This is a genomic window from Massilia sp. PWRC2 (assembly GCF_049896725.1).
Classification (GTDB): domain Bacteria; phylum Pseudomonadota; class Gammaproteobacteria; order Burkholderiales; family Burkholderiaceae_D; genus JAFCUW01.
In genome coordinates this window covers 23562-48527 of the sequence record NZ_JAFCUW010000012.1, presented here as the reverse complement: position 1 = coordinate 48527, position 24966 = coordinate 23562, and the positions used below count along the sequence as shown (strand labels likewise).

Sequence of the window (24966 nt, the reverse complement as noted above, 5' to 3'; positions counted from 1 at the left end):
CATGGCCGGCACCCGTCCCGTCATCGCCATCACCACCGGCGAGCCGGCGGGCATCGGTCCGGAAATTTCGCTGCGCGCGGCCTGGGCCCTGCGCGCCGAGGTCAATTGCGTGCTGCTCGGTGACGCCGCCTATCTGGCCATGCTGGCTGCCGACATCGACCCGGCGATTCGCGTCGCCGCGCTGTCGACCCAGGCCCTGCGCAACAGCGGCCTGCCGCACTTCGGTCCTGAACGGCTCACCGTTATCGATGTGCCGCTGGCTGCCCACGTGGTGGCCGGTACCCTCGACGCCGCCAATGGCCGCTCGGTGCTCGATATTCTCGACCTGGCCGTCGCTGGCATCAAAGCGGGCTGGTTCGAGGCGATGGTCACCGCCCCCCTGCAAAAATCGACCATCAATGACGCCGGCGTGGCGTTTTCCGGCCACACCGAATATCTGGCTGAAAAAACTGGCAGCGAGCGTGTGGTGATGATGCTGGCCGGTACCACGGCTGACAGCAGCACCCTGCGGGTGGCGCTGGCCACCACCCATCTGCCCCTGCGCGCGGTGGCCGATGCCATCGGCGGCGACTTACTGGCCGAGGTACTGGACATCATCGACGGCGACCTCAAGCGCAACTTCGGCATCGCCGCGCCGCGCATCCTGGTCACCGGCTTGAATCCCCACGCGGGTGAAAACGGCTACCTGGGACGCGAGGAAATCGACATCATCGCGCCCGCCCTGGCCGCAGCGCAGGCGCGCGGCATCGATGCGCGTGGCCCGTATCCGGCCGACACCCTGTTTCAACCGAAATACCTGCAGGACGCTGACTGCGTGCTGGCCATGTACCACGACCAGGGTTTGCCGGTGCTCAAGTACGCCAGCTTCGGCCGCGGTGTGAATATCACGCTCGGTCTGCCACTGGTGCGCACCTCGGTCGACCACGGTACTGCGCTCGACCTGGCCGCGCGCGGCGTCGGTCTGGCCGACTGCAGCAGCATGGTCGAGGCCATCGGCTGCGCCGTGCAGATGGTGGCGGCGCGCCGCCCGGCGCTTTCCTCCTCCCCAGCACCTCTTTAAGATTCCCAATGAAACATGTGGCCCGCAAGCGCTTCGGTCAGAATTTTCTGACCGACAAACTCGTTCTCGACAACATCACCGACGCCATCGATCCGCACCCGGGCCAGGCGCTCGTCGAGATCGGTCCCGGCCTGGCCGCCATGACCGCCCTGATCATCAAGCGGCTCGACCACATGCATGTCGTCGAACTCGACCGCGATCTGGTGACCCGGCTGGAAAAGCAGTTCCCGCGCGATAAACTGACGATCCACTCGGGCGATGCCCTGAAATTCGATTTTTCCCAGATCCCCGTGCCGCCGGGGCAAAAGCTGCGCGTCGTCGGCAATCTGCCGTACAACATCTCGAGCCCGCTGCTATTTCACCTGGCCGATTTCGCCCACCTGATCGAAGACCAGCATTTCATGCTGCAAAAGGAAGTGGTCGAGCGCATGGTGGCCGCCCCTGGCAGCAAGGTGTACGGCCGGCTGTCCGTGATGCTGCAATGGCGCTACAACATGGCGCTGCTGTTTATCGTCCCGCCCACCGCCTTTGAGCCGCCGCCGCAGGTCGAATCGGCCATCGTGCGCATGATTCCCGTCGCCGAGCGCCTCGCCTGCGATGGCGCCACCCTCGAAGCGGTGGTATTGAAGGCGTTTTCGCAACGCCGCAAAGTGATCCGCAATTGCCTCGCTGGCATGTTTACCGAAGCGCAAATCATCGGCGCCGGCATCGATCCGAGCCATCGCCCGGAAGCAGTAGCCCTTGAGCAGTATGTCGCACTGGCCAACTTGCTCAAGCCGGCGCCGGCTGCATCAACGGCGCAACAGCCCGTCATCTAAATCGAGTTTCTCTGATTAAATTCTAGGCGGGCGATACAAATTTTGCTATTGTAAGTACGCTTAAGCAATTATTATTTCTTGAGGGCAAAACCGTCGAAAGACGGTGACGCAAAGCTACCGGCCTACCGCGCGCAAGCGCCACGGCAGCGGGGCCGCCAATGCAGGCGCCGGCACTTCGTCCGCGCCGCGCCGCCCCGTGCGGCAACGTTGACGTGGCAACGCCCTCGCCCAGACGAGAGCCTCTCCATGACCCATCCGACGATTCCGTTTTACACGCAGCCAGCCGGCCGCGTGACATTTGGCGCGCTGGCCGTCGCCGCCATGCTCAGCGCCTGTGGCGGCAGCACCGACGGCACCACCGCCACCACCGTCGCCAGCGCGCCGATGGCGCCGGCCAGCGCCGTCACCACCTTGCAGCTGGACATGACGCCGTTGCCCGATGCGGCTGCTGCGTTCGTCGCCCGCCCGATGTTCAACCTGGCGCCGACCCTGCTGGCCGAGCCGGACCAGATCGATGCCGGCGACGCCCACCGTGCGCCGCGCCGCAGCGAACTGTCGAGCGGCGAGCGGCAAGTGTCGACGCGCCGCCTGACGGTGCAGGATATTCGCGAAGGGGGCCGGCGGCGTGCCATCGACGGCACCGATAGCGCGCCGGCAGCCAGCGGCAGCGCCGCACCGATGGCCAGCGCCGCCGTCATTGCCACCTATTCGCCTGCGCAGATCCGCGCCGCCTACGGCTTGCCGGCATTGCCCGCTGCCGGCGCCACCCTGAGCGCCAGCCAGCGCGCCCAGCTCGGCGCTGGTCAGACCATTTACATTGTCGACGCCATGCACGACCCCAACGCGGCTGCCGAACTGGCCGCGTTCAACAGCAAATTTGGCTTGCCGACCTGTACCACCAAGGCCATCGCCCCCACCCAGGCGCTGCCGCTGGCGGCCGCTTCGGCCAGCGCCTGCGAGCTATCGGTGGTCTACAACACCGCTGCTGGCGCCATGACCAGCGCCGCTCCTGCCTACGATTCGGGCTGGGCCACGGAAATTGCCCTCGATGTCCAATGGGCCCACGCCACCGCGCCGCTGGCGCGCATCATCCTGATCGAGGCGGCCGACGCCTCCCTTAACAGCCTGATCGGCGCCGTCAAACTGGCCAATGCCATGGGCCCCGGGGTCGTCTCGATGAGTTTTGGTGCCAACGAGGGTAGCTGGACCGCCTCGGTTGACGCCGCCTTCGGTGCTGCCAACATGAGCTACCTGGCCGCCACCGGCGACAATGGCGCCGCCGTTTCCTGGCCGGCAGTGTCGACCAAGGTGGTGGCGGTGGGCGGCACCACCCTGTCCTACAGCGGCACCGGCGTGCGCAGTGAAACGAGCTGGTCCGGCACAGGCGGCGGCACCAGCGCTTACACGGCCACGCCGTCGTACCAGAACAGCACCATTCCCGGCGTCGGCTTGCCGCTGCGCCGCACGGTGGCCGATGTGGCTTTCAATGCCGACCCGTCAAGCGGTCAGTATGTGGCCGTGATGGTGCCGGGCAGCACCACCCCGAGCTGGGTCAGCGCCGGCGGCACCAGCCTGTCGACGCCGCAGTGGGCCGGCCTGGTGGCCCTGGCCAACGCCATGCGCGCGCAGAGCGCCAAGGCGCCGCTGGCAGCCCCCCACGCCGTGCTATACGGCCAGATCGGCGCCGTGCCCGTCAATTATGCCAGCGCCTTCGCCGACGTCCTCAAGGGCAGCAACGGCACCTGCGCCACCTGCGTGGCCAAGCTGGGCTACGATCCATTGACCGGCCTTGGTACGCCGAATGTCAGCAGCCTGCTGCAGATCCTGTCGGGCGCCGCCGTCATCGCCAACCCACCGGTGGTGACCGGCGCCGCCATCGGCGGCCAGGTCGGCACCGCGCTGTCGTTCACGGTGTCGAGCAGCGCCAGCAATCCTGTCACCTTCAGCCTGACCGGCGCCCCGGCCGGCATGACGGTCAACAGCGCCGGTGTGGTCAGCTGGCCGACCCCGCTCGCCGGTACCTACAGCGTGACGGCCCTGGTACGCGATACCGTCAGCGGTTTGAGCGGGCAGGGCGTCTACACGGTCACCATCGCGCCACCGGCACCACCGCTGGTCAGCGCTGGCGCCATCAGCGGTAAAGTGGGCACCGCGCTGTCGTTTGGCGTGACCGTCAGCGCCACCAACCCCCTGACCTGGTCGCTCAGCGGCGCCCCCAGCGGCATGAGCATCAGCAGCGCCGGTGTGGTCAGCTGGGCGGCGCCGCTCGCTGGTACCTACGCCGTCACCGTCATCGCCACCGACAGCAAGACTGGCCTGGTCGGCAAAGCGCTCTACACGGTGGCGATTGCCGCGCCGCTGGCACCGGTGGTGACGGCTGCGAGCATCAGCGGCCGCCCCGGTTCGGCCTTGTCGTTCACGGTCGGGGTGGTGGCACCGAACGCCGTCACCTACAGCCTGACGGGCGCCCCGGCCGGCATGAGCATCAGCAGCGCCGGCGTGGTCAGCTGGGCCAGCCCGGTGCTGGGCAGCTACAGCATGACGGTGGTGGCGCGTGACAGCAAGACGCTGTTAAGCGGCCAGGCAGTCTTTGCCATCAAGATCGCCGCCGCCGGACCGGTATTGACGTTTGCACCGATGACGGGCGTGGCTGGCAAGCCGTTCAGCGGCAGCATCGGCGTCGCCGCACCAGGGTCGAACTCGCTGTCGCTGTCGATTGCCGGCGCGCCGATGGGCATGGGTTTCGGTTTTAACGGGACCGCGCTGACCATGTCGTGGCCCAGCCCCGTCACTGGCACGTATACGCTGACACTGGTGGCCACCGACGCGGCTGGCTTGACTGCCCGTGCTAGTGTGCCGATTACCATCAGCGCCAAATAAGATGCTTTAGAGCACCTGACAACACCTCGATGACCGCGTTGCTCCGGCTTGCCGTACGGTGGTACCGTCTTCGCCGTCACGCCTTGCCCTGAAGGTTTTGTCAGGCGCTCTTAGTGAGCCCGTCAGCGCGGCGCCTGCGTGGCTTTCTCGGCCACCAGCGCCAGCGCCGCCTCGTGCGCCGCCGCTTCGGCGGCGCCTTGCGTTTCAAACACCTGCTGCACCGCCACCCGCTGCGCCGGCACGATGCTGTCACGGTGCATCGGGTTGCTCGACGGCCCGTAGATGGTCACCCAGGCAGCCCAGCCATCGACGTCGTCCATGTACACGCCGCTGTAGTCGATCTCGTAGTGCCCCACTGTTTCCGTTGCCATGCGCGCTCCCTTGGTGGTTGCCGGTCGCGACCGGTATCGGGTCCATGATGCCAGCATCGCCGCCGGCGCGAAGCGCAGCCCCATTCAATTGAATCAGGCGAAAAAAAAGCCCGCTGTTGAGCGGGCTTGAAATCCAATTCTTTTTGAGGAGACTTGGAGGAGACAGGACTAGTATGCTGCGCTACAGCATATAAATCTAATTGTCTTTTCGAATATCAGTTAATCATATAGCGTATAACTGCGCCATCACACGCAGTTGACATTGATATTCGCCACTGCCGCGTCACCCATCACCCCGGTCGGATTGCTGACGGTGCAGACTTTGCCATCGGGCTGCGTCAAGACGGTCACACCGTAGCTGGTGTTGTAGCTGACCAGGGTAGTGAAACTGTACGTGACGGGATCGGTCACCACCGTCGCCGGCACGATGCTGATGGTGCCGCCGGCGGTGCCGTTGGTGAGCACCAGGGTGCCGGCGCTCAAGCCGGTGACGGTGCCGCCGATGGCGTACGTATTGACGCTGCAGCCGATCGCGATGTTGATGGCGGCGGTGCGGCCGGCGGTGTCGCTCGACGTGTCGTAGCCAGTTGTCGGGCTGATCGTGCTGCAGGTCTGGTGCGCCGGCTGGGTGGTGATGACGATCTTGAACACATCACCGTACGAAAGCGAGTTGGGAAAGCTGAAGGCGGTGGCGTTGGCCGCCACTTTCAGGTTCATGCCATTGGTGCTCAGTAACAGGCCGTCGTATTGCAGGCCGGTGACAGTGCCATTGATGGGAAAGCTGGCTTTGCCGCCGCACGAGGCCAGGCCCAGTGCCATGACGAGCACGGCGGCCGGACGCAAACAGGTAAATAAAGTCATTGAATTCTCCGTGAGGCGGTCAGATGCAGGTGACCTGGACATTGTTGACGGCGGCGGCGGCCATGGTGCCGGTGCCGTTGCTCACCGAGCAGGTCTGGTTGGTGGGCTGGGTCAGTACCGTCACGCCGTAGGGCGCGGCGAAGGCCACCTTGGACAGCGCAAAGCTGCTGGCGCCGGCCGGCACGGCGATACGGTCGGGACCGTTAATCAGAATCAGGCCGCTGCCGGTCAGACCGCTGACGCTGCCGCCCAGGGCGAACGAATCGGTGACGCAGGAAATGACGACGGTGGTGATGTTATAGGTGCCGGTCGTGCCTTTGTTGCTCGTTGGCGTACAGACACTGCTGGGTGGCGAGCTTTTCACCGTCACGTTAAAGCCGGTGTCGAAGGCGATCAGGTCGGGAAAAATGAACGAGGTGCTGTTGGCGGCCACCACCAGATCGGCGCCGCCATTGTTTTGTAATACCAGGCCGTCACGGGTCAGGCCGTAGACGCCGCCGCCCAGGCTCAGGCTACCGCCGCTGCCGCCGCACGAGGCCAGGGTCAGGGCGCACGCGAGCGCAGCGCCCGAACGCAGGAACAGACTTTTCATGTTTTCTCCAAAATCGACTGGGGCAGTACCGCCAGGGTGCGGGCACCGCAAATAGACAAATTGGTCGTCATTTTAGTGCATTTGCTATGCTGTGACGTGATTGTCCGTGTATCGCGGTGTAACTGCCGCGCGCGCCCGGCCCAGCGTCCCGTTTTCATTTACTGCAAAGAGTGCCATGACAGCAATGCCCCCTCCAGCCTGGCCGCGCGCGGTCTTGTTCGACCTCGACGACACCCTGTGGCCGATCGGCCCCGTCATCGAGCAGGCCGAGCGATTGCTGTGGCGCTACCTCGAGCAGCACGCCCCGGCCGTCGCCGCCAGCTGCTCGATCGACAGCCTGCGCCAGGCGCGCATGGCCAAACTGGCGCGCGAGCCCCATTTTCACCTCGATCTGGCAGCCCTGCGCCGCGCCGGCCTGCTCGATGCCTTCGCCGCCTGTGACGCCGATGCCGCCCACATCGATGGCGCCATGGCAGTGTTTGGCGCCGCCCGCAACCTGGTGGCACCGTATGCGGATGTGCTGGGCGGCCTCGAACGATTGGGCCGGCGTACCCTGATCGGCTCGATTTCGAACGGCAATGCCGATTTGCGCGCGATCGGCCTCGACCACCATTTTAAGGTATCGCTGGCGGCGCACAGTTTTGGCCAGGCCAAGCCGGCGCCTGGCATCTTCCTGGCCGCCTGCGCCGAACTGGGGGTGGCGCCGGCCGACGCGGTGTATGTGGGCGACGATGTCCTGCTCGATGTGCGCGGCGCCCAGCAGGCCGGCTTGCGCGCCGTCTGGCTCAACCGCAACGGCAGCAGCGCCCATCTTGAACACGGGGTCGAACCGGACGCCATCTGCACCGATTTTGATGAATTGCTCAACTGGCTGGAACACGCCCACATCTAAGCCGTCGTCGCCCCGCCACGCCCGCTTACCCGGCGGCGGCGCGAGCGTGCATAATGAAGTCTCATTTTGCCAAGCCGACCGCGTATCCCAGACTGTCATGCAACTCGATCACCGCGCCCAAACCCTGCTCAAGGCCCTCGTCGAGCGCTACATCGCCGACGGCCAGCCGGTCGGCTCGCGCGCCCTGTCGAAAATTTCCGGGCTCGACCTGTCGCCGGCAACCATTCGCAACATCATGGCCGATCTCGAAGAAATGGGCTACGTCGCCAGTCCGCACACCTCGGCCGGCCGCATTCCCACCCCGCGCGGCTACCGGATTTTTGTCGATACCCTGCTGACGGTGCAATCAATCGATGAGCTCGACCCGCAGTCGCGCATGCGTCTGCAAGCGCCGCAGCAGCAAAAAACCATTGCCAATGCGGCGCAGATGCTGTCCTCGCTGTCGCAGTTCGCCGGCGTTGTGCTCAGTCCGCGCCGCGAATCGGTGTTCCAGCAGATCGAATTTCTGCGCCTGTCCGAAAAACGCATCTTGCTCGTCATCGTCGACCCGCGCGGCGACGTGCAAAACCGCCTGCTGCTCACCGATGTCGACTACACCCCCGCCCAGCTGGTGCAGTCGGCCAATTTTATTAACCAGAATTATGGCGGTCTGTCCTTCGACCAGGTGCGCGCGCGCGTCACCGGCGAGCTGCGCCAGTTGCGCGACGACATGAGCCGGCTGATGCAGGCGGCGGTCGAGGCGGGCAGCGAAGCGATGGCCGACCACAGCGACGACATGGTCATTTCCGGCGAGCGCAATCTGCTCAGCGTATCGGACCTGTCGTCGAACATGACGTCACTGCGCCAGATGTTCGACATGTTCGAACAAAAAACCGGCTTGATGCAGCTGCTCGATGTCTCCAGCAAGGCCACCGGCGTGCAGATTTTCATCGGCGGCGAATCGAACTTGGTGCCGATGGATGAAATGAGCGTGGTGACGGCGCCCTACGAAGTCAATGGCAGGATCGTCGGCACGCTGGGGGTGATCGGACCGACCCGCATGGCCTACGAGCGCGTCATTCCCATCGTCGACATCACCGCCAAATTACTGTCGAACGCCCTCAGCCACGGCTGACCAGCCTTGATGCCGGGTCTGCATCAGGCGCGGTAGGGGCAGGCTGGCTTGATGCAGTTGCCATAGATGGCCAGGGCGTGCTCGGCAATGCTAAAGCCACGCTCGCTGGCGATGGTGTTCTGGCGCGATTCGATCGCTTCATCGAAGAACTCTTCGACGCGGCCGCAGTCTAAACAGACGAGGTGGTCGTGGTGCGAGCCCGCATTGAGCTCGAAAATCGCCTTGCCCGTTTCAAAGTGGTTGCGGTTGAGCAGGCCCGCCTGTTCGAACTGGGTCAACACCCGGTACACGGTGGCCAGGCCAACGTCGAGGTTCTCCGTCAACAGCTGTTTGTAGACGTCTTCGGCAGTCAGGTGGCGTACTTCGCTGTTCTGGAAAATCTCCAGAATTTTCAGGCGCGGCAGGGTCGCTTTCAGGCCGCTGGCCTTCAGGTCGGTAGGGTTGTTACTCATGTTTGTTGCTCGAAGTTGGGCGTAGTGCTTTATGATATAGCGTTTTGGAGCTAGCGCTCAAACGTTTTGAGGTTCCCTATGCGCGTCACAATTGCCCGTTTGCCCCGATTTACTGCCCTGCGCCATGTATTGCTGGTCGCTTGCGGGGTACTGACCCTGGCCGGCTGCTCGAGCTGGCGCCAGACCCAGCCTGCGGCTGCTGTCTCGACGGCGCCGGCCGCCATCGAGTCGGACGCCAACCGCGCGGCCGCCGTCGCCAATGCGGGCGCGCAGACGTCGAGCGTCACCAAGCTGCAAAAATTCTTTTGGGTGTTTTCGCCGTACCGGCCGGACATTCAGCAGGGCAATTTCGTATCGCAAGAAATGCTGGCCCAGCTCAAGGTGGGCCAGACCCGCGACCAAGTCAAGTTCATTCTCGGCACCCCCCTGCTGACCGACGCTTTCCACGCCGAGCGCTGGGATTACCCGTTTTATCTGGCGCGCGGCAACGGCGAGCTGACCAAAGCGCGTGTCACCGTCTATTTTAAGGATGACAAGGTCGAGCGTTTCGACGGCGGCAACCTGCCCACCGAAAGAGAATACATCGCCCGCATCGCCGGTCCCGCCAAGGTGGCGGCCAAGGCGGCGCCTAAAAAAGAAGAGGCTGGCTCCGCCACCATTCAGGTCACCAAATAGGTGTCCACCAAGTAAGCGTCCACCAAGTAAGCGTCCACCAAGCAAGCATCCACCAAGCCAGCGTCCACCAAGCAAGCATCCACCAAGTACAAAGCCAGCATGAACCGACTTTCCATTGCCGTCGCCGGCGCCAGCGGGCGCATGGGCAAAATGCTGATCGAAGCGATCGACCAGGCCGCCGACACTGTGCTCAGCGGCGCGCTCGATGTTGCCGGTGCCGCTGGCCTCGGTCAGGACGCCGCCGCCTTCCTCGGCCGCCCGGCGGGCGTTGCCATCGGCGCCGACCTGGCTGCCGCCTTGACCGGCGCCCGCGTACTGATCGATTTCACCCGTCCCGAAGGCACGCTGGCCCACCTCGCCTATTGCGCCGAGCACGGCATTGCCATGGTGATCGGCACCACCGGCTTCGATGACGCGGGCAAGGCGGCCATTGCCGCTGCTGCTCAAAAAACCGCCATCGTGTTTGCCCCCAACATGAGCGTGGGCGTCAACGTCACCCTCAAACTGCTGGAAATGGCGGCCAACAGTTTTAGTGAAGGCTACGACATCGAAATCGTCGAAGCGCACCACCGCCACAAGGTCGACGCGCCGTCCGGCACCGCCCTCAAGATGGGCGAGGTGATTGCCGACGCGCTCGGGCGCGATCTGGCCACCTGCGCCGTCTACGGCCGCGAAGGCGTCACCGGCGCGCGTGACCCGTCCACCATCGGCTTTGCCACCATCCGCGGTGGCGATATCGTGGGCGACCACACGGTGCTGTTCGCGGGCGATGGCGAGCGCATCGAAATCAGCCACAAATCGTCGAGCCGCGTCACCTATGCCCACGGCGCCCTGCGCGCGGCGCGCTTCCTGGCCGACAAGCAAAGCGGTCTGTTCGACATGCAAGACGTACTCAATCTAAAGGATGGCCATGGCCTCCGCTGAACTGAACGGCGCCGCCATCGACAGCGTGGCCGCCTTCCACGCCGCCTCGCAGGCCGCGTTCGGCTTTCCCGATAACTACAGCCACAGCTTCGATGGCTGGATCGATTGCCTCAGCTATCTGCGCGATGCCGATGGCATGAGCAAATTCCGCCTGTTTCCCAAGGAAATGCTGGAGATCGTCATTCTCGACGGCGCCGGTTTCAAGGCGCGCCTGCCCGAACTGCTCGAAGAAATCACCTATTGCGTGGCCGGCATCAACGAGCGCTACGCCGATTATGGCGAACTGCCAGCACTCAAGCTGGTGCTGCGCTAGGCCGGTTGGCTCACTGGCTGGGTCAATTCCGGCCGGCAGCTGCCGCCAGCCAGTATAATGTTCGGTTCAAACCAACATTCCTGGCCCTTTGATCATCATGCAAGATAAATATAGTCCCGCCGACGTCGAACTAGCCGCCCAATCGCACTGGAAGGCGATCGACGCCTACCGGGCGGTCGAACACGACCCGCGTTTCCCCAAGGGCAAGTACTACGCTTGCTCGATGCTGCCTTATCCATCCGGCAAGCTGCACATGGGGCACGTGCGCAACTATACGATCAACGACGTGATGTACCGCTACCTGCGCATGAATGGCTACAACGTCCTCATGCCGATGGGCTGGGATGCCTTCGGCATGCCGGCGGAAAACGCCGCCATGCAAAACAAGGTGCCGCCGGCCCAGTGGACCTATTCGAACATCGCCCACATGCGCCAGCAGATGGAATCGATGGGCCTGGCGATCGACTGGTCGCGCGAAATGACTGCCTGCACCCCCGAGTACTACAAGTGGAACCAGTGGATGTTCCTCAAGATGCTGGAAAAGGGCGTCATCTACAAAAAGACCGGTACCGTCAACTGGGACCCGATCGACCAGACCGTGCTGGCCAACGAGCAGGTGGTCGACGGCCGCGGCTGGCGTTCGGGCGCGCCGATTGAAAAGCGCGAAATCCCCATGTACTACGCGCGCATCACCGACTACGCCGAAGAGCTGCTCGATTACGTCGACAACAAGCTGCCCGGCTGGCCCGAGCGCGTGCGCGTCATGCAGGCCAACTGGATCGGTAAATCGGTGGGCGTGCGCTTCGCCTTCCCGCACACCATCGCGGCCGCCGACGGCGCCCTGATCGACGACGGCAAGCTGTTCGTGTTTACCACCCGCGCCGACACCATCATGGGCGTGACCTTTTGCGCCGTCGCCCCCGAGCACGCACTGGCCGCCCACGCGGCAGCGGCCAACCCGGCGCTGGCCGCCTTCATCGCCGACTGTAAGCTCGGTTCGGTCATCGAAGCGGACATGGCGACCATGGAAAAGAAGGGCATGCCCACCGGCCTGTTCGTCACCCACCCGATCACCGGCGCGCAGATCGAAGTCTGGGTCGGCAATTACGTCCTGATCACCTACGGCGACGGCGCCGTGATGGGCGTGCCGGCGCACGACGAGCGTGACTTTTTGTTCGCCACCAAATACGCGCTGCCGATCAAGCAGGTGGTCGCCATCGAAGGCGAGAGCTTCTCGCTGGCGGGCTGGCAGGAGTGGTACGGCGACAAGGAACGCGGCGTGCTGGTCCACTCCGGCAAATACGATGGCCTCGACTACACCTCGGCCATCAATGCGATTGCCGGCGACCTCGTTGAACGGGGCCTCGGTGAAAAGAAGGTCACCTTCCGCCTGCGTGACTGGGGCATTTCGCGCCAGCGCTACTGGGGCACGCCGATCCCGATGATCAATTGCGCCGACTGCGGCGCGGTGGCGGTGCCGGAAAGCGATTTGCCGGTCGTGCTGCCGGAAGACTGCGTCCCCGACGGCAGCGGCAACCCGCTCAACAAGTACGAAGCCTTCCTGCAGTGCGACTGCCCGCAGTGCGGCAAGCCGGCGCGCCGCGAGACCGACACCATGGACACCTTCGTCGATTCGTCGTGGTACTACATGCGCTATACCTCGCCGGGCGCGAACGATGCCATGGTCGACGAGCGCAACGATTACTGGATGCCGATGGACCAGTACATCGGCGGCATCGAACACGCCGTCATGCACCTGCTGTACGCGCGCTTCTGGACCAAGATCATGCGCGACATGGGCCTGGTCAAATTCGACGAGCCCTTCACCAACCTGCTCACCCAGGGCATGGTGCTCAACGAAACCTACTATCGCGACGACGCCGGCAAAAAAACCTGGTTCAATCCAGCCGATGTCGAGCTGGTCATGGACGACAAGGGCCGCCCGCAATCGGCCGTGTCGAAGCTCGATGGTGCGCCGGTCGACATTGGCGGCACCGAAAAAATGTCGAAGTCGAAGAACAACGGCATCGACCCGCAGGCGCAGATCGGCCAGTATGGCGCCGACACCGCGCGCCTGTTTACCATGTTCGCTTCGCCCCCCGAGCAAACGCTCGAATGGTCCGACAGCGGCGTCGAAGGCGCCAGCCGCTTCCTGCGCCGCGTGTGGGCGTACGCGCATGCACAGGCGCCGAAGGTCGCTCTCGAGCTGGCCACGCCGTCGCAGGATGGTTTCAACGACGCCCAGAAAACCGTGCGCCGCGAACTGCATAAAATCCTCCAGCAAGCCGACTACGATCTGAAACGGATCCAGTACAACACGGTGGTCTCGGCCTGCATGAAGATGCTCAACCTGCTCGAATCGGCCAGGCTCGAGGACAGCAATGCGTCCAGTGCCGTCATCGCCGAAGGCTTGTCGATTTTTCTCCGAGTACTCAATCCGGTGGCGCCCCACATCACCCACGTGCTGTGGCAGGAACTGGGCTTTGGCGCGCGCGACGGCGACATCCTCGACGCCAGCTGGCCGCAGGTCGACCCGGTCGCGCTCGAGCAGTCCGAGATCGAGATGATGGTGCAGGTGAACGGCAAGCTGCGCGGCGCGGTGCTGGTGCCGAAGGGCGCCGACAAGGCGGCCATCGAAGCGCTGGCGCTGGCCAGCGAGCCCGCCGTGCGCTTCATGGACGGGGCGGTACCGAAAAAGGTGATCGTCGTGCCAAATAAACTCATTAATATTGTGGTCTAAGCGATGACGATGCTCCGTTCGAACCTGGCGCGCGCGGGCGCTGCGCTGTTACTGGCGCTGTCGCTGGCGGCGGCCCTGAGCGCCTGCGGTTTCAAACCGCGCGGCTCGAACGGCCAGTACCGCATCCCCTTCCACACGATTTATCTGGGGTTTGCCCCCTCCTCGGCGCTGGGGGTGGAACTGCGCCGCAATCTGCGCGGCCTCGAAGGCATCACCGTCGTCGACAGCGCCATCGGCGCCGAGGCGAAAGTCGATGTCGTCTCGGAGACGCGCGGCAAGGTGATCCTGTCGCTCAACAGCCAGGGTCGCGTGCGCGAATACCTGCTCACCTATGTGCTGGTGTTTAAAGTCCGCGACAGCAAGGATGGCGAGCTGCTCGGTCCCACCGAAATCAGCCTGAAGCGCTCGATCGCCTTCAATGAAAACCAGACGCTGGCGAAGGAATCGGAAGAAGTGCTGCTGTACCGCGACATGCAGTCCGACCTGGTGCAGCAGATCCTGCGCCGGCTGACGGCCATCGCGCCCCAATAAGGCAACAAGGTCCCCCCATGCAGCTTCGGGTCGATGCCCTCGACGCCCATCTCGCCAAGACCGTCGCGCCGCTGTACGTCATCAGCAGTGACGAGCACCTGCTGGCGCTGGAGGCGGCTGACCGCATCCGCCGCGCCGCCCGTGCCAGTGGCTACAGCGAGCGTGATGTCCTCACCGTCGAGCGCACCTTCAAATGGGGCGAGCTGCTGGCGGCCAACCAGGCCCTGTCGCTATTCGGCGACAAGAAGCTGATCGAGCTGCGCATCCCCACCGGCAAACCGGGCAAGGAGGGCGGCGCCGCGCTGCAGGCGTATGCCAAAGACCTCAGCCCCGACAACCTGACCCTGATCACCCTGCCGAAGCTCGACTGGCAAACCGCCAAGGCGGCCTGGGTCGGCGCCCTGCAGCAGGCTGCCGTCTACATCGACATCCCCATCGTCGAGAGAACCGCCCTGCCAGGCTGGATCAGCACGCGGCTGGCGGCGCAGGGCCAGTCGGCTGACCGCCAGGGGCTCGATTTCATCGCCGAGCGTGTCGAGGGCAATCTGCTGGCGGCGCACCAGGAAATTTTGAAACTGGGGCTGCTGCACGATGCCGGCAAACTGAGTTTTCAGCAGATCCACGATGCGGTGCTCAACGTCGCCCGCTACGACGTTTTTAAATTGTCCGAAGCGATGCTGGCGGGCGACTGCGCGCGCCTGGTGCGCATGCTGGAAGGCCTGAAGGGCGAGGGCGAAGCGCTGCCGCTGGTGTTGTGGGCGGTGGCCGAAGAAATCCGCACGCTGCTAAAATTGAAGGCGGCGATGGCGCAGGGCCGCCCGCTGGGCGCACTGCTCAAGGAACAGCGCATCTGGGGCCCGCGCGAGCGGCTGATGGAGCCGGCCTTGCGGCGCCTCTCCCTGGCCACCCTCGAGCAAGCCTTGCAGGACGCTGCCCAGGTCGACCGCCTGGTCAAGGGTTTGCGCGCGCGCGCCTTCGCCGGCGACGCCTGGGATGCCATGCTGCAGCTGGCCCTGGCGGTGGCGCGCTGAGCGCCGCACCGCTCCCACCCGATGATTACATAAAGTGAGCCGCCAGATGAACATCCCCGATTACATGGAACAGGTGGGCCGCCAGGCCAGGAGCGCCTCGCGTGCCATGGCGCGCGCCGACACCGCCACCCGCAACCGCGCGCTGCTGTTGATCGCCGCCGCCGTCGAGCGCGACGCCGCCCTGCTGCAGGCAGCCAACCAGCGCGACCTCGACGCCGCCCACGCGGCCGGGCTGGCAGCGGCCATGGTCGAGCGGCTGGCCCTGTCGGCCAAGGCGATCGCCACCATGGTCGAAGGCTTGCGCCAGATGGTGGCGCTGCCCGACCCCATCGGCGAGATCAGCAACATGAAATTTCGCCCCAGCGGCATCCAGGTGGGGCAGATGCGGGTGCCGCTGGGCGTCATCGGCATCATCTACGAAGCGCGGCCGAACGTCACGGTCGATGCCGCCGGCCTGTGCATCAAGAGCGGTAACGCCACGATTTTACGGGGCGGCTCGGAAGCGATCCACTGCAACCGCGCGCTCGCTGCCATCGTCGCCGAGGGTTTATTGGGGGCCGGCTTGCCAGCGCACGGCGTGCAGATCGTCGACACCGTCGACCGAGCCGCCGTTGGCGCCCTCATCACCATGCCGCAGTACGTCGACGTCATCGTCCCGCGCGGCGGCAAGGGTTTGATCGAACGCTTGATCAGGGAAGCGACGGTACCGATGATCAAGCACCTCGACGGCATCTGCCACGTCTACATCGACGCCAAGGCCGATCTGGAGAAAGCGCTGCCGGTAGCGGTCAACGCCAAGTGCCACCGCTACGGCACCTGCAACACCATGGAAACGCTGCTGGTCGACCGCGCCATCGCCGCCTCGGTGCTGCCGCTGCTGGCGCCGCTCTACCAGGAGCACGGTGTCGAGCTGCGCGCCGACCCCACCGCGCTGGCGATTCTGCAGGCGGCCAGCTATCCGCACTTAACTGCCGCCGTCGAACAAGACTGGGCCACCGAATACCTCGCGCCCATCCTTGCCATCAAGACTGTCGACGGTCTGGACGCGGCGATTGATCACATCAACACCTGGTCGTCGCACCACACCGACGCCATCATCACCGAAGACTACAGCGACGCCCTGCGCTTTTTGCGCGAAGTCGATTCGGCCTCCGTCATGGTCAATGCCTCGACCCGCTTTGCCGACGGCTTTGAATATGGCCTGGGCGCCGAGATCGGCATTTCCAACGACAAGCTGCATGCGCGCGGGCCGGTCGGCCTCGAGGGTTTGACCTCACTGAAATACATCGTATTTGGCCACGGCCAGGTACGCGTTTGACCTCAAGGGATTGCCATGCTCTGGATTAAAGCCTTCCACATCGTCTTCATCGCTTCCTGGTTCGCCGGCCTGTTTTATTTGCCGCGCATTTTTGTCAATCTGGCGCTGGAAACCGACCCGACGGCGACCGCGCGCCTGCTGCTGATGGCGCGTAAGCTGTACCGTTTTACGTCGATTCTGATGGGGCCAGCGCTGCTGCTGGGGATCTGGCTGTGGCTGGGCTACGGTTTCAAGGGCGGCTGGCTGCATGCCAAGCTGGCGCTGGTGGTGCTGGCGATCGGCTATCACCACGCCTGCGGTTCGCTGCTGAAGAAATTCGAACAGGGCGGGGCGGCGCGACCGAACCGCTCGCATGTCTGGTTCCGCTGGTTCAATGAAGTGCCAGTCATTTTGCTCACTGCGATCACCATCCTGGTGGTCGTCCAACCATTCTGAGGGAGCCGCCATGTCCAACACCACCATCTACTACATGGCGCCGCATTCGCCCTGGACTTACCTGGGCCACGGGCGTTTCGTCGCCATGGCCAGGGCGGCCGGTGTCCGCATCGACCTCAAACCGTGCGATATGGGCCGGGTGTTTGCTGCCTCCGGCGGTCTGCCGCTGGGCAAGCGCTCGCCGCAGCGGCAAGCCTACCGGCTCACCGAGCTGGCGCGCTGGTCGGCGCACCTGAATTTGCCGTTGAAACTGCAGCCGAGCTTTTTCCCGGTGCCGCCAGACGCCAGCGCGCGCCTGATCATCGCCGCCCGCACCAGCCTCGGTGGCGAAGCGGCGCTCGAACTGGCCGGCGCCATCATGCACGGCCTGTGGGCTGACGATAAAAACATCGCCGATGATGCCACCCTGGCGCACATCGCCAGCGCCTGCGGTTTCGATGGCGCCATGCTGGTCAAGTCGTCGCATACGGCGGGCGTGCTGGCCGAGTACGAAAAAAATACCGACGACGCCCTCGCCGCCAATGTGTTCGGCGCGCCCTGGTATGTGGTCGACGGTGAAGGCTTCTGGGGCCAGGACCGGCTCGATTTTGTCGAGCGGGCGCTGGCCAGGTTGTAGAACTGACGCGGTACGGCGCAGTTTTTTGCAGTTTTTTGCAGTTTTTTTTGCAGTTTTCCTCGCAGTTTTTCTTTGTACTACACACGGCAGGGCGCAGGCGCCCTGCCATCATCTCATCGTAATTAACGGATTAAGGGTACCCCTGATGGCCTCATTTTTTTGTCCTTGCCCGCGCGGCATGGAAGCGGCGCTCGCCGAAGAACTGGGCGAAATCGCCCAGCTGTCGACCACCATGAAGGTGCACAACCAGGTGCCGGGCGGCGTGCACGCCTCCGGCCACCTGCTCGACACTTACCTGATGAACCTGCACTCGCGCATCGCTTCGCGCGTGCTGCTGCGCATGGCGCAGTCGAGCTACGCCAATGAAAACGATATATATGATTTGGTGCTGGCGCAGCCATGGGAAGACTGGTTCGGCGTCGATCACACCATCCGGGTCGACGTCACCGCCGTCAAGTCGCCCCTGCGCAGCCTCGAATTTACCACCCTTAAAATCAAGGACGCCGTCTGCGACCGTTTCCGCGACCAGTTCGACAAGCGTCCCTCGGTCGACACCCGCGCGCCCGACATCCGCATCGTCGGCTTCCTCGACCAGCGCAACTTTACGATCTATATCGACACGTCCGGCGAAGCGCTGTTCAAGCGCGGCTGGCGTGAAGAAACGGGCGACGCCCCGCTGCGCGAAAACCTCGCCGCCGGCATGTTGCGGGTGGCGGGCTGGAAGCCGGGCACCGTGCTGTTCGATCCCATGTGCGGCTCCGGCACCATCCTCATCGAAGCGGCGCAGATGGTGCGGGGCATCGCCCCCGGTGCCCGCCGCAGCTTCGCTTTTGAGAAATTCAACGATTTTAAAGAGGCGCCGTGGCAGGCCATGAAGGACGCCGTCAAGACCCATCCGCTGCCGGCGGAGCCGACCATTTTCGGCAGCGACATCTCCGGCGACATGGTTGCCATGACGCGCCACAACCTGAAAGTGGCCGGTATCGAGTTCGACATCCCGCTCAAGCAGATCGAAGCGCAGGAAGTCAAGCCGCCCACCGAACACCCCGGCATCCTGCTGACCAACCCGCCGTACGGCGAACGGATCGGCGTGCGCGGCGACAGCAGCATGGCGCCCGACGACATGGCGCAGGCGTTTTATAGTTCGCTGGGCACCACCTTGAAACAGCGCTTCGCCGGCTGGACGGTGTTCCTGTTTACTGCCGACCTGTCGCTGCCCAAGCTGCTGCGCCTGAAAGAAGCGCGCAAAACACCGTTCTTCAACGGCGCCCTCGAATGCCGCCTGTTCCGCTTCGATATGGTGGCCGGCTACAACCGCCGCGAAGAGGCCAAACCCAAGCAGGTCTGAGCATGTTCCCCGAACCACCTGCCGCCTTGCCGAAAGACCCGGTGGTGCCGGTGCCGCTGCCACCGGTGCACCGCATCGCCCTGCTGGGCGCAAGCGCGCTGGCCATGCTGCTGGCCGCGCTGTCGATGCTGGGGCCGTTCTCGATCGACGCCTACCTGCCGGCGTTTCCCAACATCGAGGCCGACCTGCGCGCCACCCCGATCGAGGTGCAGCAAACGCTGTCGGCCTACATGCTGGCGTTTGCCGGCATGGTGCTGTGGCACGGCGCGCTGGCCGATGCGTTTGGTCGCCGCAACGTCATCCTGGTGGCGCTGATCGTGTTCGCCGTCGCCACCTTCGGCTGCGCGGCATCGCACTCGGTCCAGTACCTGTGGGTGTTTCGCATCATGCAGGGGGTGTCGGCCGGCGCCGGCGTGGTGATCGGCCGCGCCATCATCCGCGATTTGTACACCGATGCGCCGGCGGCGCGCCTGCTGTCGCTGGTGACGATGATCTTTTCGATCGCGCCGGCAGTGGCGCCGGTGCTGGGCGGCCTGATCGTCAAGTACACCGACTGGCGCATGATCTTTCACTTCCTCACCGTCTATACCGTCCTGCTGTTCTGGGTGTGCTGGCGCTACCTGCCCGAGACGCTGCCGGTGGCCCAGCGCCAGGCTTTCAATCCGGCCTACCTGGCGCGCAATTACGCCGCCATCTTCAAGTCGCCGCTGTTCCACTTAAAATCGGGCGTCATCGCCTGCAATTTCGCCGGCCTGTTCCTGTTCATCACCGCCGCCCCGGTGATGCTGCCCCAGCACCTGCACCTCGGCCCCGACCAGTTCGGCTGGCTGTTCGTGCCCACCGTCTCCGGGATTTTCCTCGGCGCGCTGGCGGCCAACCGCTTCGCCGGCCGCATCGGCTTTGCACGCCAGATCGGCATCGGCTTTTGCTTCCTGCTGACCGCCGCCAGCGTCAATGTGCTGTACCACCTGAATTTTCCGCCGGCGCTGCCGTGGAGCGTGCTGCCGATGTTTTTCTATACCTTCGGCATGTCGATGGTGGCACCGGGCGCCACCCTGCTCACGCTCGACCTGTTCCCCCATATCCGCGGCACGGTGGCGTCGTGCCAGTCGTTTGCAGTGACCCTGCTGGGCGCGCTGGTCGCTGGCGTGATCGCGCCCTTCCTGTCGCACTCGGTGCTGTGGCTGGCGCTGGGACAGCTGGGCTTTTGCGGCCTGGCGCTGGCCTTGTGGGTGCTTTCCCGTATTTACAGACGCATGCTTTCGAGACAATAAGATTGCCGAAAATAATTTGATGCGTGAAACACCACAAAAACCATGAAATTAGTAATGCCAAATAGAAAGTTTGTGTATATATGCTAATATCGTTGTGTTAAGTACTCCGTCAACGCAAAAAGCCGCGCTGTGACCGGCATGTATTTACAAAAAAGTCGTGGCTGCCTGGACCCTGTCAGCCACCTGAAACGACCCTACGATAACTGGCGGCATGCCTGAGACAATGCAGCAAACAGACCACGATATTCGCAATCGCCTGTTGATTGCCCGTCTGCCGGCCATGCCGCAGATCCTCATCAAGCTGCTCGAGCACTTGCAGGCCGACGACCTAGGCATGGCCGAACTGGCCGCGCTGATCGCCAATGATGCGGGCATGACGGCCAAAATCCTGGCCGTCGCCAACAGTTCGGCCTACCACCGCGTGCATCGCCAGGTGGGCCTGGAGCCGGCCCTGATGGCGCTCGGTACCGACATGATCAAGACGCTGGTGATCAGCGAATCGGTGTTCCAGACCTTTAGCAGCTTCCCCCATTCGGGCAGCACCGATCTGCGCGGCTTCTGGAAAAGCTCGCTGACCGCCGCCGTGATTGCCCGCGATGTCGCCAAGCGCATCGATTACCCGCATGTCGAGGAAGCCTATCTGGCGGGCCTGCTGCACAATGTCGGCCGACTGGCCCTGCTGGCCACGGCGCCGAAAGAATATGCCTTCAATTTCACCGCGCGCGACGATGCCGCGCTGTGCGCGGTCGAACAGCGCACGCTGCAAATTACCCACTCGGAAGCGGGCGCCTGGCTGATCGAACGCTGGCACCTCGATTCCTTCCTGGCCGACTCGGTGCTGTACCACCACGAGCCGATCGAACGGCTCGAAGCGGCCCATCCCTTGATCCGCATTGTGCGGCTGGCGCACCTGTTGGGCCACCTTGACGATCAGGACGATCAGGAGGATCAGGATGCGCAGGATGGGCAGGATGACAGCGATGCCATCATCGCCGCCGGCGCCGCCCTGTGCGGCCTTGGCGTCGATGACGTGCTGGCGATTGCCGCCGCTGCCGCCCGCCAGGTGGAAAAATCGGCGACCCACCTGGGCATCGACCTGACCGGCGCCGACGACGCCCCAACGCCGCCGGCCTATGCGCCGCCGGCCGATCCGGTGCGCCAGCGCCTCTCCGAAGAAGTGCGCAACCTGGTGCTGGTGTCGGAAGTGGGACAGAATTTCGCCCGCCAGCAGGGCGAAGCGAACCTGCTCGAATCGATGACGCGTTCGGCGCGCATCCTGTTCGACTTCGACAATGCCGTCATCCTGCTGGAAAATCCCACCGGCCATGCGCTGGTGGGCATGGCTGCCGGTGGCCAGCAGCGCATCGCCGAATTCTCGATTCCGCTCAACCGCGGTGGCGCCGTTGCCGCCGCCGCGCTGGCCAAGAAGCCCGCCTTCGTCAAGCGCGACGCGCAGTCGTTGGGGCTGGCCGAAGAACAGCTGTTTCGCCTGCTGGGCACCGACAGCCTGGTGTGCGTGCCGCTGGTCGCCGGCGGCCGCTCGCTGGGCGTGATGGTCGGTGGCCTGGGCGCCTGGCAGGTGCCGGCCTGCCAGAAGCGCGAGCGTTTCATGCAAGCCTTTGGCGCCCAGGCGGCCACCGCGCTGGAAGCGGCGCTGGCCGAACGTGGCCAGGCGCACCGCCAGCTGGCCCACGCCGCCGAGGAATACCGCGAAGCGTCGCGCCGCGTGGTCCATGAAGTGAACAACCCGTTATCGATCATCAAGAACTATCTGAGCGTGTTGGACAACAAGCTGGCGCGGCGCGAGCCGGTGGTCGGCGAAATGTCGATCCTCAATGAAGAAATCGACCGCGTCGGCCAGTTGATCAATGGCCTGGCTGACCTGCAGCCGACAGCCACCACCGGTGCCACCAATGTCGCCCGCGTCGCCGATGATGTGCTGCGGCTGTTTCGCGCCACCGACTTCGTGCCGGCCGGCGTGGCGATGGCAGTCAACATGCCCGATGCCGGCGCCGAAATCGATGGCGACGCCGATGTGCTCAAGCAGATCCTGGTCAATCTGGTCAAAAACGCCATCGAAGCGATCGGCAGCCATGGCAAGATCGATATCGTCAACCGCGGCCACGTGGTGCGCGAGCGCACCCTGTACGTCGACCTGGTGGTGAGCGACAACGGCCCCGGCATGTCGCAGGAGGTGCTGACCAATCTGTTTTCCCCGGTACGCAGCGCCAAGGAAGGCAAGCACCATGGCCTCGGCCTGTCGATCGTGCACGGGCTGGTCAAGAAAATCGGCGGCATCATCAGCTGCCGCAGTGGCGCCGCCGGCACCAGCTTTGAAATTTTGCTGCCTGCGCGGGCGCCCGCGGGCGCCGCCGCCGGGCCCCGTTCACGGTCGATGGACTAGGGCCGGCCGATGAGCAACGCTAACTTCACTCCCACCATGAACGCCTTCACCAATCTGGCTGCAGTTGCCGACGCTGCGGTTCCGTCGTCGTCGCCATCGTCGTCTCCTCCGGCGCTGCACGCCGAACGCGCCGGCAAGGACCTGCCGCGCATCCTGCTGGTCGACGACGAGCCGCGCCTGCTGTCGTCGCTCTACGAGCTGCTGCGCGACCGCGACTACCATTTGTTTACTGCCGCCTGCGGCGCCGACGCCCTGGCGCATCTGGAAAAAACCCGCTTCGACCTGGTGCTGCTGGACCTGCGCCTGCCCGACATGAGCGGCCATGACATCATGGACTTCATCAACCAGAAGGGCTTCGACGCCGACGTCATCGTCATGAGCGGCGAAGTGGGCATCGATGCCGCCATCGGCGCCTTAAAACGGGGCGCCTACGATTATTTGCGCAAGCCGTACAGCCGCGAAGAGCTGCTCAAGACGGTCGGCAACGCGCTGCAGCAGCGCCGCCTGGCCGCTGCCAACCTGCACATCGCCTCGCAGCTGGAAAACTCGGAAAAGCTGTACCGCTACCTGGTCGACAGTTCGCCCGACATCATCTACACGCTCAACCACGAAGGCCGCTTCACGTTTGTGAACGACCGCGCCTACCAGCTGCTGGGGTTTTCGCGCGACGATTTGATCGGCAAGCATTACTCGATCCTGGTGCACGAAGAAGATCTCGAGCGCGCGCGCTACGCATTTAACGAGCGCCGCGTCGACGAACGCGCCTCGCGCAATGTCGAACTGCGCCTGAAGTGCCATGCCGGCGGCAGCGCCGACCGCACTTTCAACAACACCCTGATGACGATCTCGCTCAATTCGATCGGCATGCACATTCCCGATAACGAAGTGACGCGCCTGGAGTTTTTCGGCACCTACGGCGTGGCACGCGACATCACCGACCGCAAGCGCGCCGAAGAGCTGATCTCGTACCAGGCCTACCACGACATCCTCACCGATCTGCCCAACCGCATGCTGTTCAAGGACCGCCTGGGACTGGCCGTGATCCAGGCCAAGCGCAAGATGACGGAACTGGCGGTGATGTTCATCGATCTCGACCGCTTTAAACTGGTCAACGACACGCTTGGCCACGTCAAGGGCGACGAGCTGCTGCAGCAGGCCTCGGTGCGCCTGAAAGAGTGCCTGCGCCGCGGCGACACCCTGGCGCGCCAGGGCGGCGATGAATTTACCATCGTGCTGCCGGAACTGCGCGACCGCGAAGACGCCAAGCACATCGCCGACAAATTCCTCGAATGCCTGCAAAAGCCATTCGACCTCGATGGCCACGAAGTGCACATCTCGGCCTCGATCGGTATCGCCATCTATCCGACCGATGGCGAATCGATCGACGAGCTGCTGCGCCATGCCGACATCGCCATGTACCAGGTCAAGGCGCTGGGCAAGAACGGCCACAGTTTTTATCACAACTCGATGCTCGACGTCTCGCACCAAAAGATCGCCCTCGAGCAAAGCCTGCGCAAGGCGCTCGAGCAGAACGAGCTGGAGATGCATTACCAGCCGCAGATCGATTGCATCACCGGCCGCATCATCGGTGCCGAGGGGCTGATGCGCTGGAACCATCCGGTGCGCGGGCTGCTCACGGCCGGTGAATTTTTACCGTTCGCCGAAGAAAATGGCTTGATGCTGCCGATCTCGGACTGGATGATCGGCGCGCTGTGCCGCGATATGCTGCAATGGAATGCCAGCGGCAACCAGGCGATTCGCCTGTCGCTGAACCTGTCGCCGCAATATCTCGACCGCGGCGATTTTTTCGAGAAGATGCGTGGCGCCCTGGTCCGCTACGGCATTTCGCCGGCGCAGATCGAAGTGGAAATCACCGAGAACATCTGCATCCGCAATCCCCAGTACGCCATCGAGCAGCTCAATAAACTGTGCCAGCTGGGAGTGTCGGTGGCCATTGATGATTTCGGCACCGGCTATTCGTCGCTGTCGTACCTGCACCGCTTCCCCATCCATACGATCAAGATCGACCAGTCCTTCGTCAAGGAGATCCACGACGAACATGGTCACTATCCGGTGATCCTGGCGATCATCTCGATCGCCCGCGGCCTCGGCCTGCACCTGATCGCCGAAGGGGTCGAAACCGACGTGCAGGCGCGCTACCTGAAGTCGAATGGCTGCCTGACCATGCAGGGTTACCTGTATCACCGGCCGATCGCGCTGTCGAATTTCATCGGCCTGCTCGGCGAGCAGGATAGCGCCGCCAGGACGGCACTGCCGCCGGCACAGCCCGATTTCGTCGTCCTGCCCGTCCTGTAAA

22 protein-coding genes and 1 riboswitch are annotated in these 24966 nt (G+C 64.0%); of the genes, 18 read left to right on the top strand and 4 right to left on the bottom strand.

Going from position 1 to position 24966, the window contains the following annotated elements; all coding sequences use genetic code 11:
* Nucleotide 1: 1 nt before the first annotated feature.
* From pdxA to ACP7BZ_RS20350, 3 genes are all read left to right on the top strand, one after another.
* Entirely contained in the window at nucleotides 2-1060 is a 1059-nt protein-coding gene (pdxA, locus tag ACP7BZ_RS20360; protein WP_426116557.1) for a 4-hydroxythreonine-4-phosphate dehydrogenase PdxA, read from the top strand.
* Between the two features lie 8 nt (nucleotides 1061-1068).
* Complete coding sequence (rsmA, locus tag ACP7BZ_RS20355; protein WP_426116556.1) at nucleotides 1069-1878, top strand: 16S rRNA (adenine(1518)-N(6)/adenine(1519)-N(6))-dimethyltransferase RsmA; 810 nt, start codon at nucleotides 1069-1071, stop codon at nucleotides 1876-1878.
* Between the two features lie 73 nt (nucleotides 1879-1951).
* Nucleotides 1952-2038, top strand: a riboswitch (cyclic di-GMP riboswitch).
* A gap of 86 nt (nucleotides 2039-2124) precedes the next feature.
* A complete protein-coding gene (locus ACP7BZ_RS20350; RefSeq protein WP_426116554.1) occupies nucleotides 2125-4758 on the top strand; it encodes a S53 family peptidase in 2634 nt (877 codons plus the stop codon).
* Nucleotides 4759-4880: 122 nt separating this feature from the next.
* On the opposite strand, the gene ACP7BZ_RS20345 is transcribed toward ACP7BZ_RS20350, so the two are convergent.
* From ACP7BZ_RS20345 to ACP7BZ_RS20335, 3 genes are all read right to left on the bottom strand, one after another.
* Nucleotides 4881-5129, bottom strand: coding sequence for a hypothetical protein (locus tag ACP7BZ_RS20345; protein ID WP_426116553.1), 249 nt, complete (start codon nucleotides 5127-5129; stop codon nucleotides 4881-4883).
* Nucleotides 5130-5375: 246 nt separating this feature from the next.
* Nucleotides 5376-5990 (bottom strand): hypothetical protein, encoded by a 615-nt coding sequence (locus ACP7BZ_RS20340; RefSeq protein WP_426116551.1) that lies wholly within the window; start codon nucleotides 5988-5990, stop codon nucleotides 5376-5378.
* Between the two features lie 19 nt (nucleotides 5991-6009).
* Nucleotides 6010-6582, bottom strand: a complete 573-nt coding sequence (locus ACP7BZ_RS20335) for a hypothetical protein (RefSeq protein WP_426116549.1) — start codon at nucleotides 6580-6582, stop codon at nucleotides 6010-6012.
* Between the two features lie 175 nt (nucleotides 6583-6757).
* Here ACP7BZ_RS20335 and ACP7BZ_RS20330 point away from each other — a divergent pair, with 175 nt between their 5' ends.
* Nucleotides 6758-7474, top strand: coding sequence for an HAD family hydrolase (locus ACP7BZ_RS20330; RefSeq protein WP_426116547.1), 717 nt, complete (start codon nucleotides 6758-6760; stop codon nucleotides 7472-7474).
* Nucleotides 7475-7571: 97 nt separating this feature from the next.
* Nucleotides 7572-8588, top strand: a complete 1017-nt coding sequence (gene hrcA, locus ACP7BZ_RS20325) for a heat-inducible transcriptional repressor HrcA (RefSeq protein ID WP_426116545.1) — start codon at nucleotides 7572-7574, stop codon at nucleotides 8586-8588.
* Nucleotides 8589-8611: 23 nt separating this feature from the next.
* Here the strand turns inward: hrcA and fur are convergent, their stop codons facing one another.
* Nucleotides 8612-9040, bottom strand: a complete 429-nt coding sequence (gene fur / locus ACP7BZ_RS20320; RefSeq protein WP_426116543.1) for a ferric iron uptake transcriptional regulator — start codon at nucleotides 9038-9040, stop codon at nucleotides 8612-8614.
* A 78-nt stretch (nucleotides 9041-9118) separates the two neighbouring features.
* Between fur and ACP7BZ_RS20315 the strand changes: the two genes are divergently transcribed.
* From ACP7BZ_RS20315 to ACP7BZ_RS20255, 13 genes are all read left to right on the top strand, one after another.
* A complete protein-coding gene (locus ACP7BZ_RS20315) occupies nucleotides 9119-9715 on the top strand; it encodes an outer membrane protein assembly factor BamE (protein ID WP_426116541.1) in 597 nt (198 codons plus the stop codon).
* Nucleotides 9716-9814: 99 nt separating this feature from the next.
* On the top strand, nucleotides 9815-10639 hold the full coding sequence (dapB, locus tag ACP7BZ_RS20310; RefSeq protein WP_426116539.1) for a 4-hydroxy-tetrahydrodipicolinate reductase: 825 nt from the start codon (nucleotides 9815-9817) through the stop codon (nucleotides 10637-10639).
* Complete coding sequence (locus ACP7BZ_RS20305; protein ID WP_426116537.1) at nucleotides 10626-10952, top strand: barstar family protein; 327 nt, start codon at nucleotides 10626-10628, stop codon at nucleotides 10950-10952. Before dapB ends, ACP7BZ_RS20305 begins: the two co-directional genes overlap by 14 nt.
* A 97-nt stretch (nucleotides 10953-11049) precedes the next feature.
* The gene (leuS, locus tag ACP7BZ_RS20300) at nucleotides 11050-13692 is read left to right on the top strand and encodes a leucine--tRNA ligase (protein ID WP_426116535.1); all 2643 of its coding nucleotides are present in this window, start codon (nucleotides 11050-11052) and stop codon (nucleotides 13690-13692) included.
* 3 nt (nucleotides 13693-13695) lie between these two features.
* Nucleotides 13696-14223, top strand: a complete 528-nt coding sequence (gene lptE / locus ACP7BZ_RS20295; RefSeq protein ID WP_426116533.1) for an LPS assembly lipoprotein LptE — start codon at nucleotides 13696-13698, stop codon at nucleotides 14221-14223.
* A 17-nt stretch (nucleotides 14224-14240) separates the two neighbouring features.
* Complete coding sequence (gene holA / locus ACP7BZ_RS20290; RefSeq protein WP_426116531.1) at nucleotides 14241-15254, top strand: DNA polymerase III subunit delta; 1014 nt, start codon at nucleotides 14241-14243, stop codon at nucleotides 15252-15254.
* 46 nt (nucleotides 15255-15300) lie between these two features.
* A complete protein-coding gene (locus ACP7BZ_RS20285) occupies nucleotides 15301-16572 on the top strand; it encodes a glutamate-5-semialdehyde dehydrogenase (protein ID WP_426116529.1) in 1272 nt (423 codons plus the stop codon).
* A 15-nt stretch (nucleotides 16573-16587) separates the two neighbouring features.
* Nucleotides 16588-17007, top strand: coding sequence for a CopD family protein (locus ACP7BZ_RS20280; RefSeq protein WP_426116527.1), 420 nt, complete (start codon nucleotides 16588-16590; stop codon nucleotides 17005-17007).
* 10 nt (nucleotides 17008-17017) lie between these two features.
* Nucleotides 17018-17623 (top strand): 2-hydroxychromene-2-carboxylate isomerase, encoded by a 606-nt coding sequence (locus tag ACP7BZ_RS20275; RefSeq protein WP_426116525.1) that lies wholly within the window; start codon nucleotides 17018-17020, stop codon nucleotides 17621-17623.
* A 145-nt stretch (nucleotides 17624-17768) separates the two neighbouring features.
* Complete coding sequence (locus ACP7BZ_RS20270; RefSeq protein WP_426116523.1) at nucleotides 17769-18971, top strand: THUMP domain-containing class I SAM-dependent RNA methyltransferase; 1203 nt, start codon at nucleotides 17769-17771, stop codon at nucleotides 18969-18971.
* Nucleotides 18972-18973: 2 nt separating this feature from the next.
* Nucleotides 18974-20245: a multidrug effflux MFS transporter gene (locus ACP7BZ_RS20265; RefSeq protein WP_426116521.1), complete on the top strand. Its 1272-nt coding sequence runs from the start codon at nucleotides 18974-18976 to the stop codon at nucleotides 20243-20245.
* 223 nt (nucleotides 20246-20468) lie between these two features.
* The gene (locus ACP7BZ_RS20260; RefSeq protein ID WP_426116519.1) at nucleotides 20469-22649 is read left to right on the top strand and encodes an HDOD domain-containing protein; all 2181 of its coding nucleotides are present in this window, start codon (nucleotides 20469-20471) and stop codon (nucleotides 22647-22649) included.
* 9 nt (nucleotides 22650-22658) lie between these two features.
* Nucleotides 22659-24965: a putative bifunctional diguanylate cyclase/phosphodiesterase gene (locus ACP7BZ_RS20255; RefSeq protein ID WP_426116517.1), complete on the top strand. Its 2307-nt coding sequence runs from the start codon at nucleotides 22659-22661 to the stop codon at nucleotides 24963-24965.
* The last annotated feature ends 1 nt before the right edge of the window (nucleotide 24966 follow it).

What these genes read in the sequence shown, in the direction of transcription:
- pdxA (WP_426116557.1), top strand. Translation starts at nt 2, where the DNA reads ATGGCCGGCACCCGTCCCGTCATCGCCATCACCACCGGCGAGCCGGCG.
- ACP7BZ_RS20260 (WP_426116519.1), top strand. Translation starts at nt 20,469, where the DNA reads ATGCAGCAAACAGACCACGATATTCGCAATCGCCTGTTGATTGCCCGT.
- ACP7BZ_RS20280 (WP_426116527.1), top strand. Translation starts at nt 16,588, where the DNA reads ATGCTCTGGATTAAAGCCTTCCACATCGTCTTCATCGCTTCCTGGTTC.
- ACP7BZ_RS20315 (WP_426116541.1), top strand. Translation starts at nt 9,119, where the DNA reads ATGCGCGTCACAATTGCCCGTTTGCCCCGATTTACTGCCCTGCGCCAT.
- lptE (WP_426116533.1), top strand. Translation starts at nt 13,696, where the DNA reads ATGACGATGCTCCGTTCGAACCTGGCGCGCGCGGGCGCTGCGCTGTTA.
- ACP7BZ_RS20330 (WP_426116547.1), top strand. Translation starts at nt 6,758, where the DNA reads ATGACAGCAATGCCCCCTCCAGCCTGGCCGCGCGCGGTCTTGTTCGAC.
- fur (WP_426116543.1), bottom strand. Translation starts at nt 9,040, where the DNA reads ATGAGTAACAACCCTACCGACCTGAAGGCCAGCGGCCTGAAAGCGACC.
- dapB (WP_426116539.1), top strand. Translation starts at nt 9,815, where the DNA reads ATGAACCGACTTTCCATTGCCGTCGCCGGCGCCAGCGGGCGCATGGGC.
- ACP7BZ_RS20265 (WP_426116521.1), top strand. Translation starts at nt 18,974, where the DNA reads ATGTTCCCCGAACCACCTGCCGCCTTGCCGAAAGACCCGGTGGTGCCG.
- ACP7BZ_RS20255 (WP_426116517.1), top strand. Translation starts at nt 22,659, where the DNA reads ATGAGCAACGCTAACTTCACTCCCACCATGAACGCCTTCACCAATCTG.
- holA (WP_426116531.1), top strand. Translation starts at nt 14,241, where the DNA reads ATGCAGCTTCGGGTCGATGCCCTCGACGCCCATCTCGCCAAGACCGTC.
- leuS (WP_426116535.1), top strand. Translation starts at nt 11,050, where the DNA reads ATGCAAGATAAATATAGTCCCGCCGACGTCGAACTAGCCGCCCAATCG.
- ACP7BZ_RS20335 (WP_426116549.1), bottom strand. Translation starts at nt 6,582, where the DNA reads ATGAAAAGTCTGTTCCTGCGTTCGGGCGCTGCGCTCGCGTGCGCCCTG.
- ACP7BZ_RS20270 (WP_426116523.1), top strand. Translation starts at nt 17,769, where the DNA reads ATGGCCTCATTTTTTTGTCCTTGCCCGCGCGGCATGGAAGCGGCGCTC.
- ACP7BZ_RS20345 (WP_426116553.1), bottom strand. Translation starts at nt 5,129, where the DNA reads ATGGCAACGGAAACAGTGGGGCACTACGAGATCGACTACAGCGGCGTG.
- ACP7BZ_RS20285 (WP_426116529.1), top strand. Translation starts at nt 15,301, where the DNA reads ATGAACATCCCCGATTACATGGAACAGGTGGGCCGCCAGGCCAGGAGC.
- ACP7BZ_RS20340 (WP_426116551.1), bottom strand. Translation starts at nt 5,990, where the DNA reads ATGACTTTATTTACCTGTTTGCGTCCGGCCGCCGTGCTCGTCATGGCA.
- hrcA (WP_426116545.1), top strand. Translation starts at nt 7,572, where the DNA reads ATGCAACTCGATCACCGCGCCCAAACCCTGCTCAAGGCCCTCGTCGAG.
- rsmA (WP_426116556.1), top strand. Translation starts at nt 1,069, where the DNA reads ATGAAACATGTGGCCCGCAAGCGCTTCGGTCAGAATTTTCTGACCGAC.
- ACP7BZ_RS20275 (WP_426116525.1), top strand. Translation starts at nt 17,018, where the DNA reads ATGTCCAACACCACCATCTACTACATGGCGCCGCATTCGCCCTGGACT.
- ACP7BZ_RS20350 (WP_426116554.1), top strand. Translation starts at nt 2,125, where the DNA reads ATGACCCATCCGACGATTCCGTTTTACACGCAGCCAGCCGGCCGCGTG.
- ACP7BZ_RS20305 (WP_426116537.1), top strand. Translation starts at nt 10,626, where the DNA reads ATGGCCTCCGCTGAACTGAACGGCGCCGCCATCGACAGCGTGGCCGCC.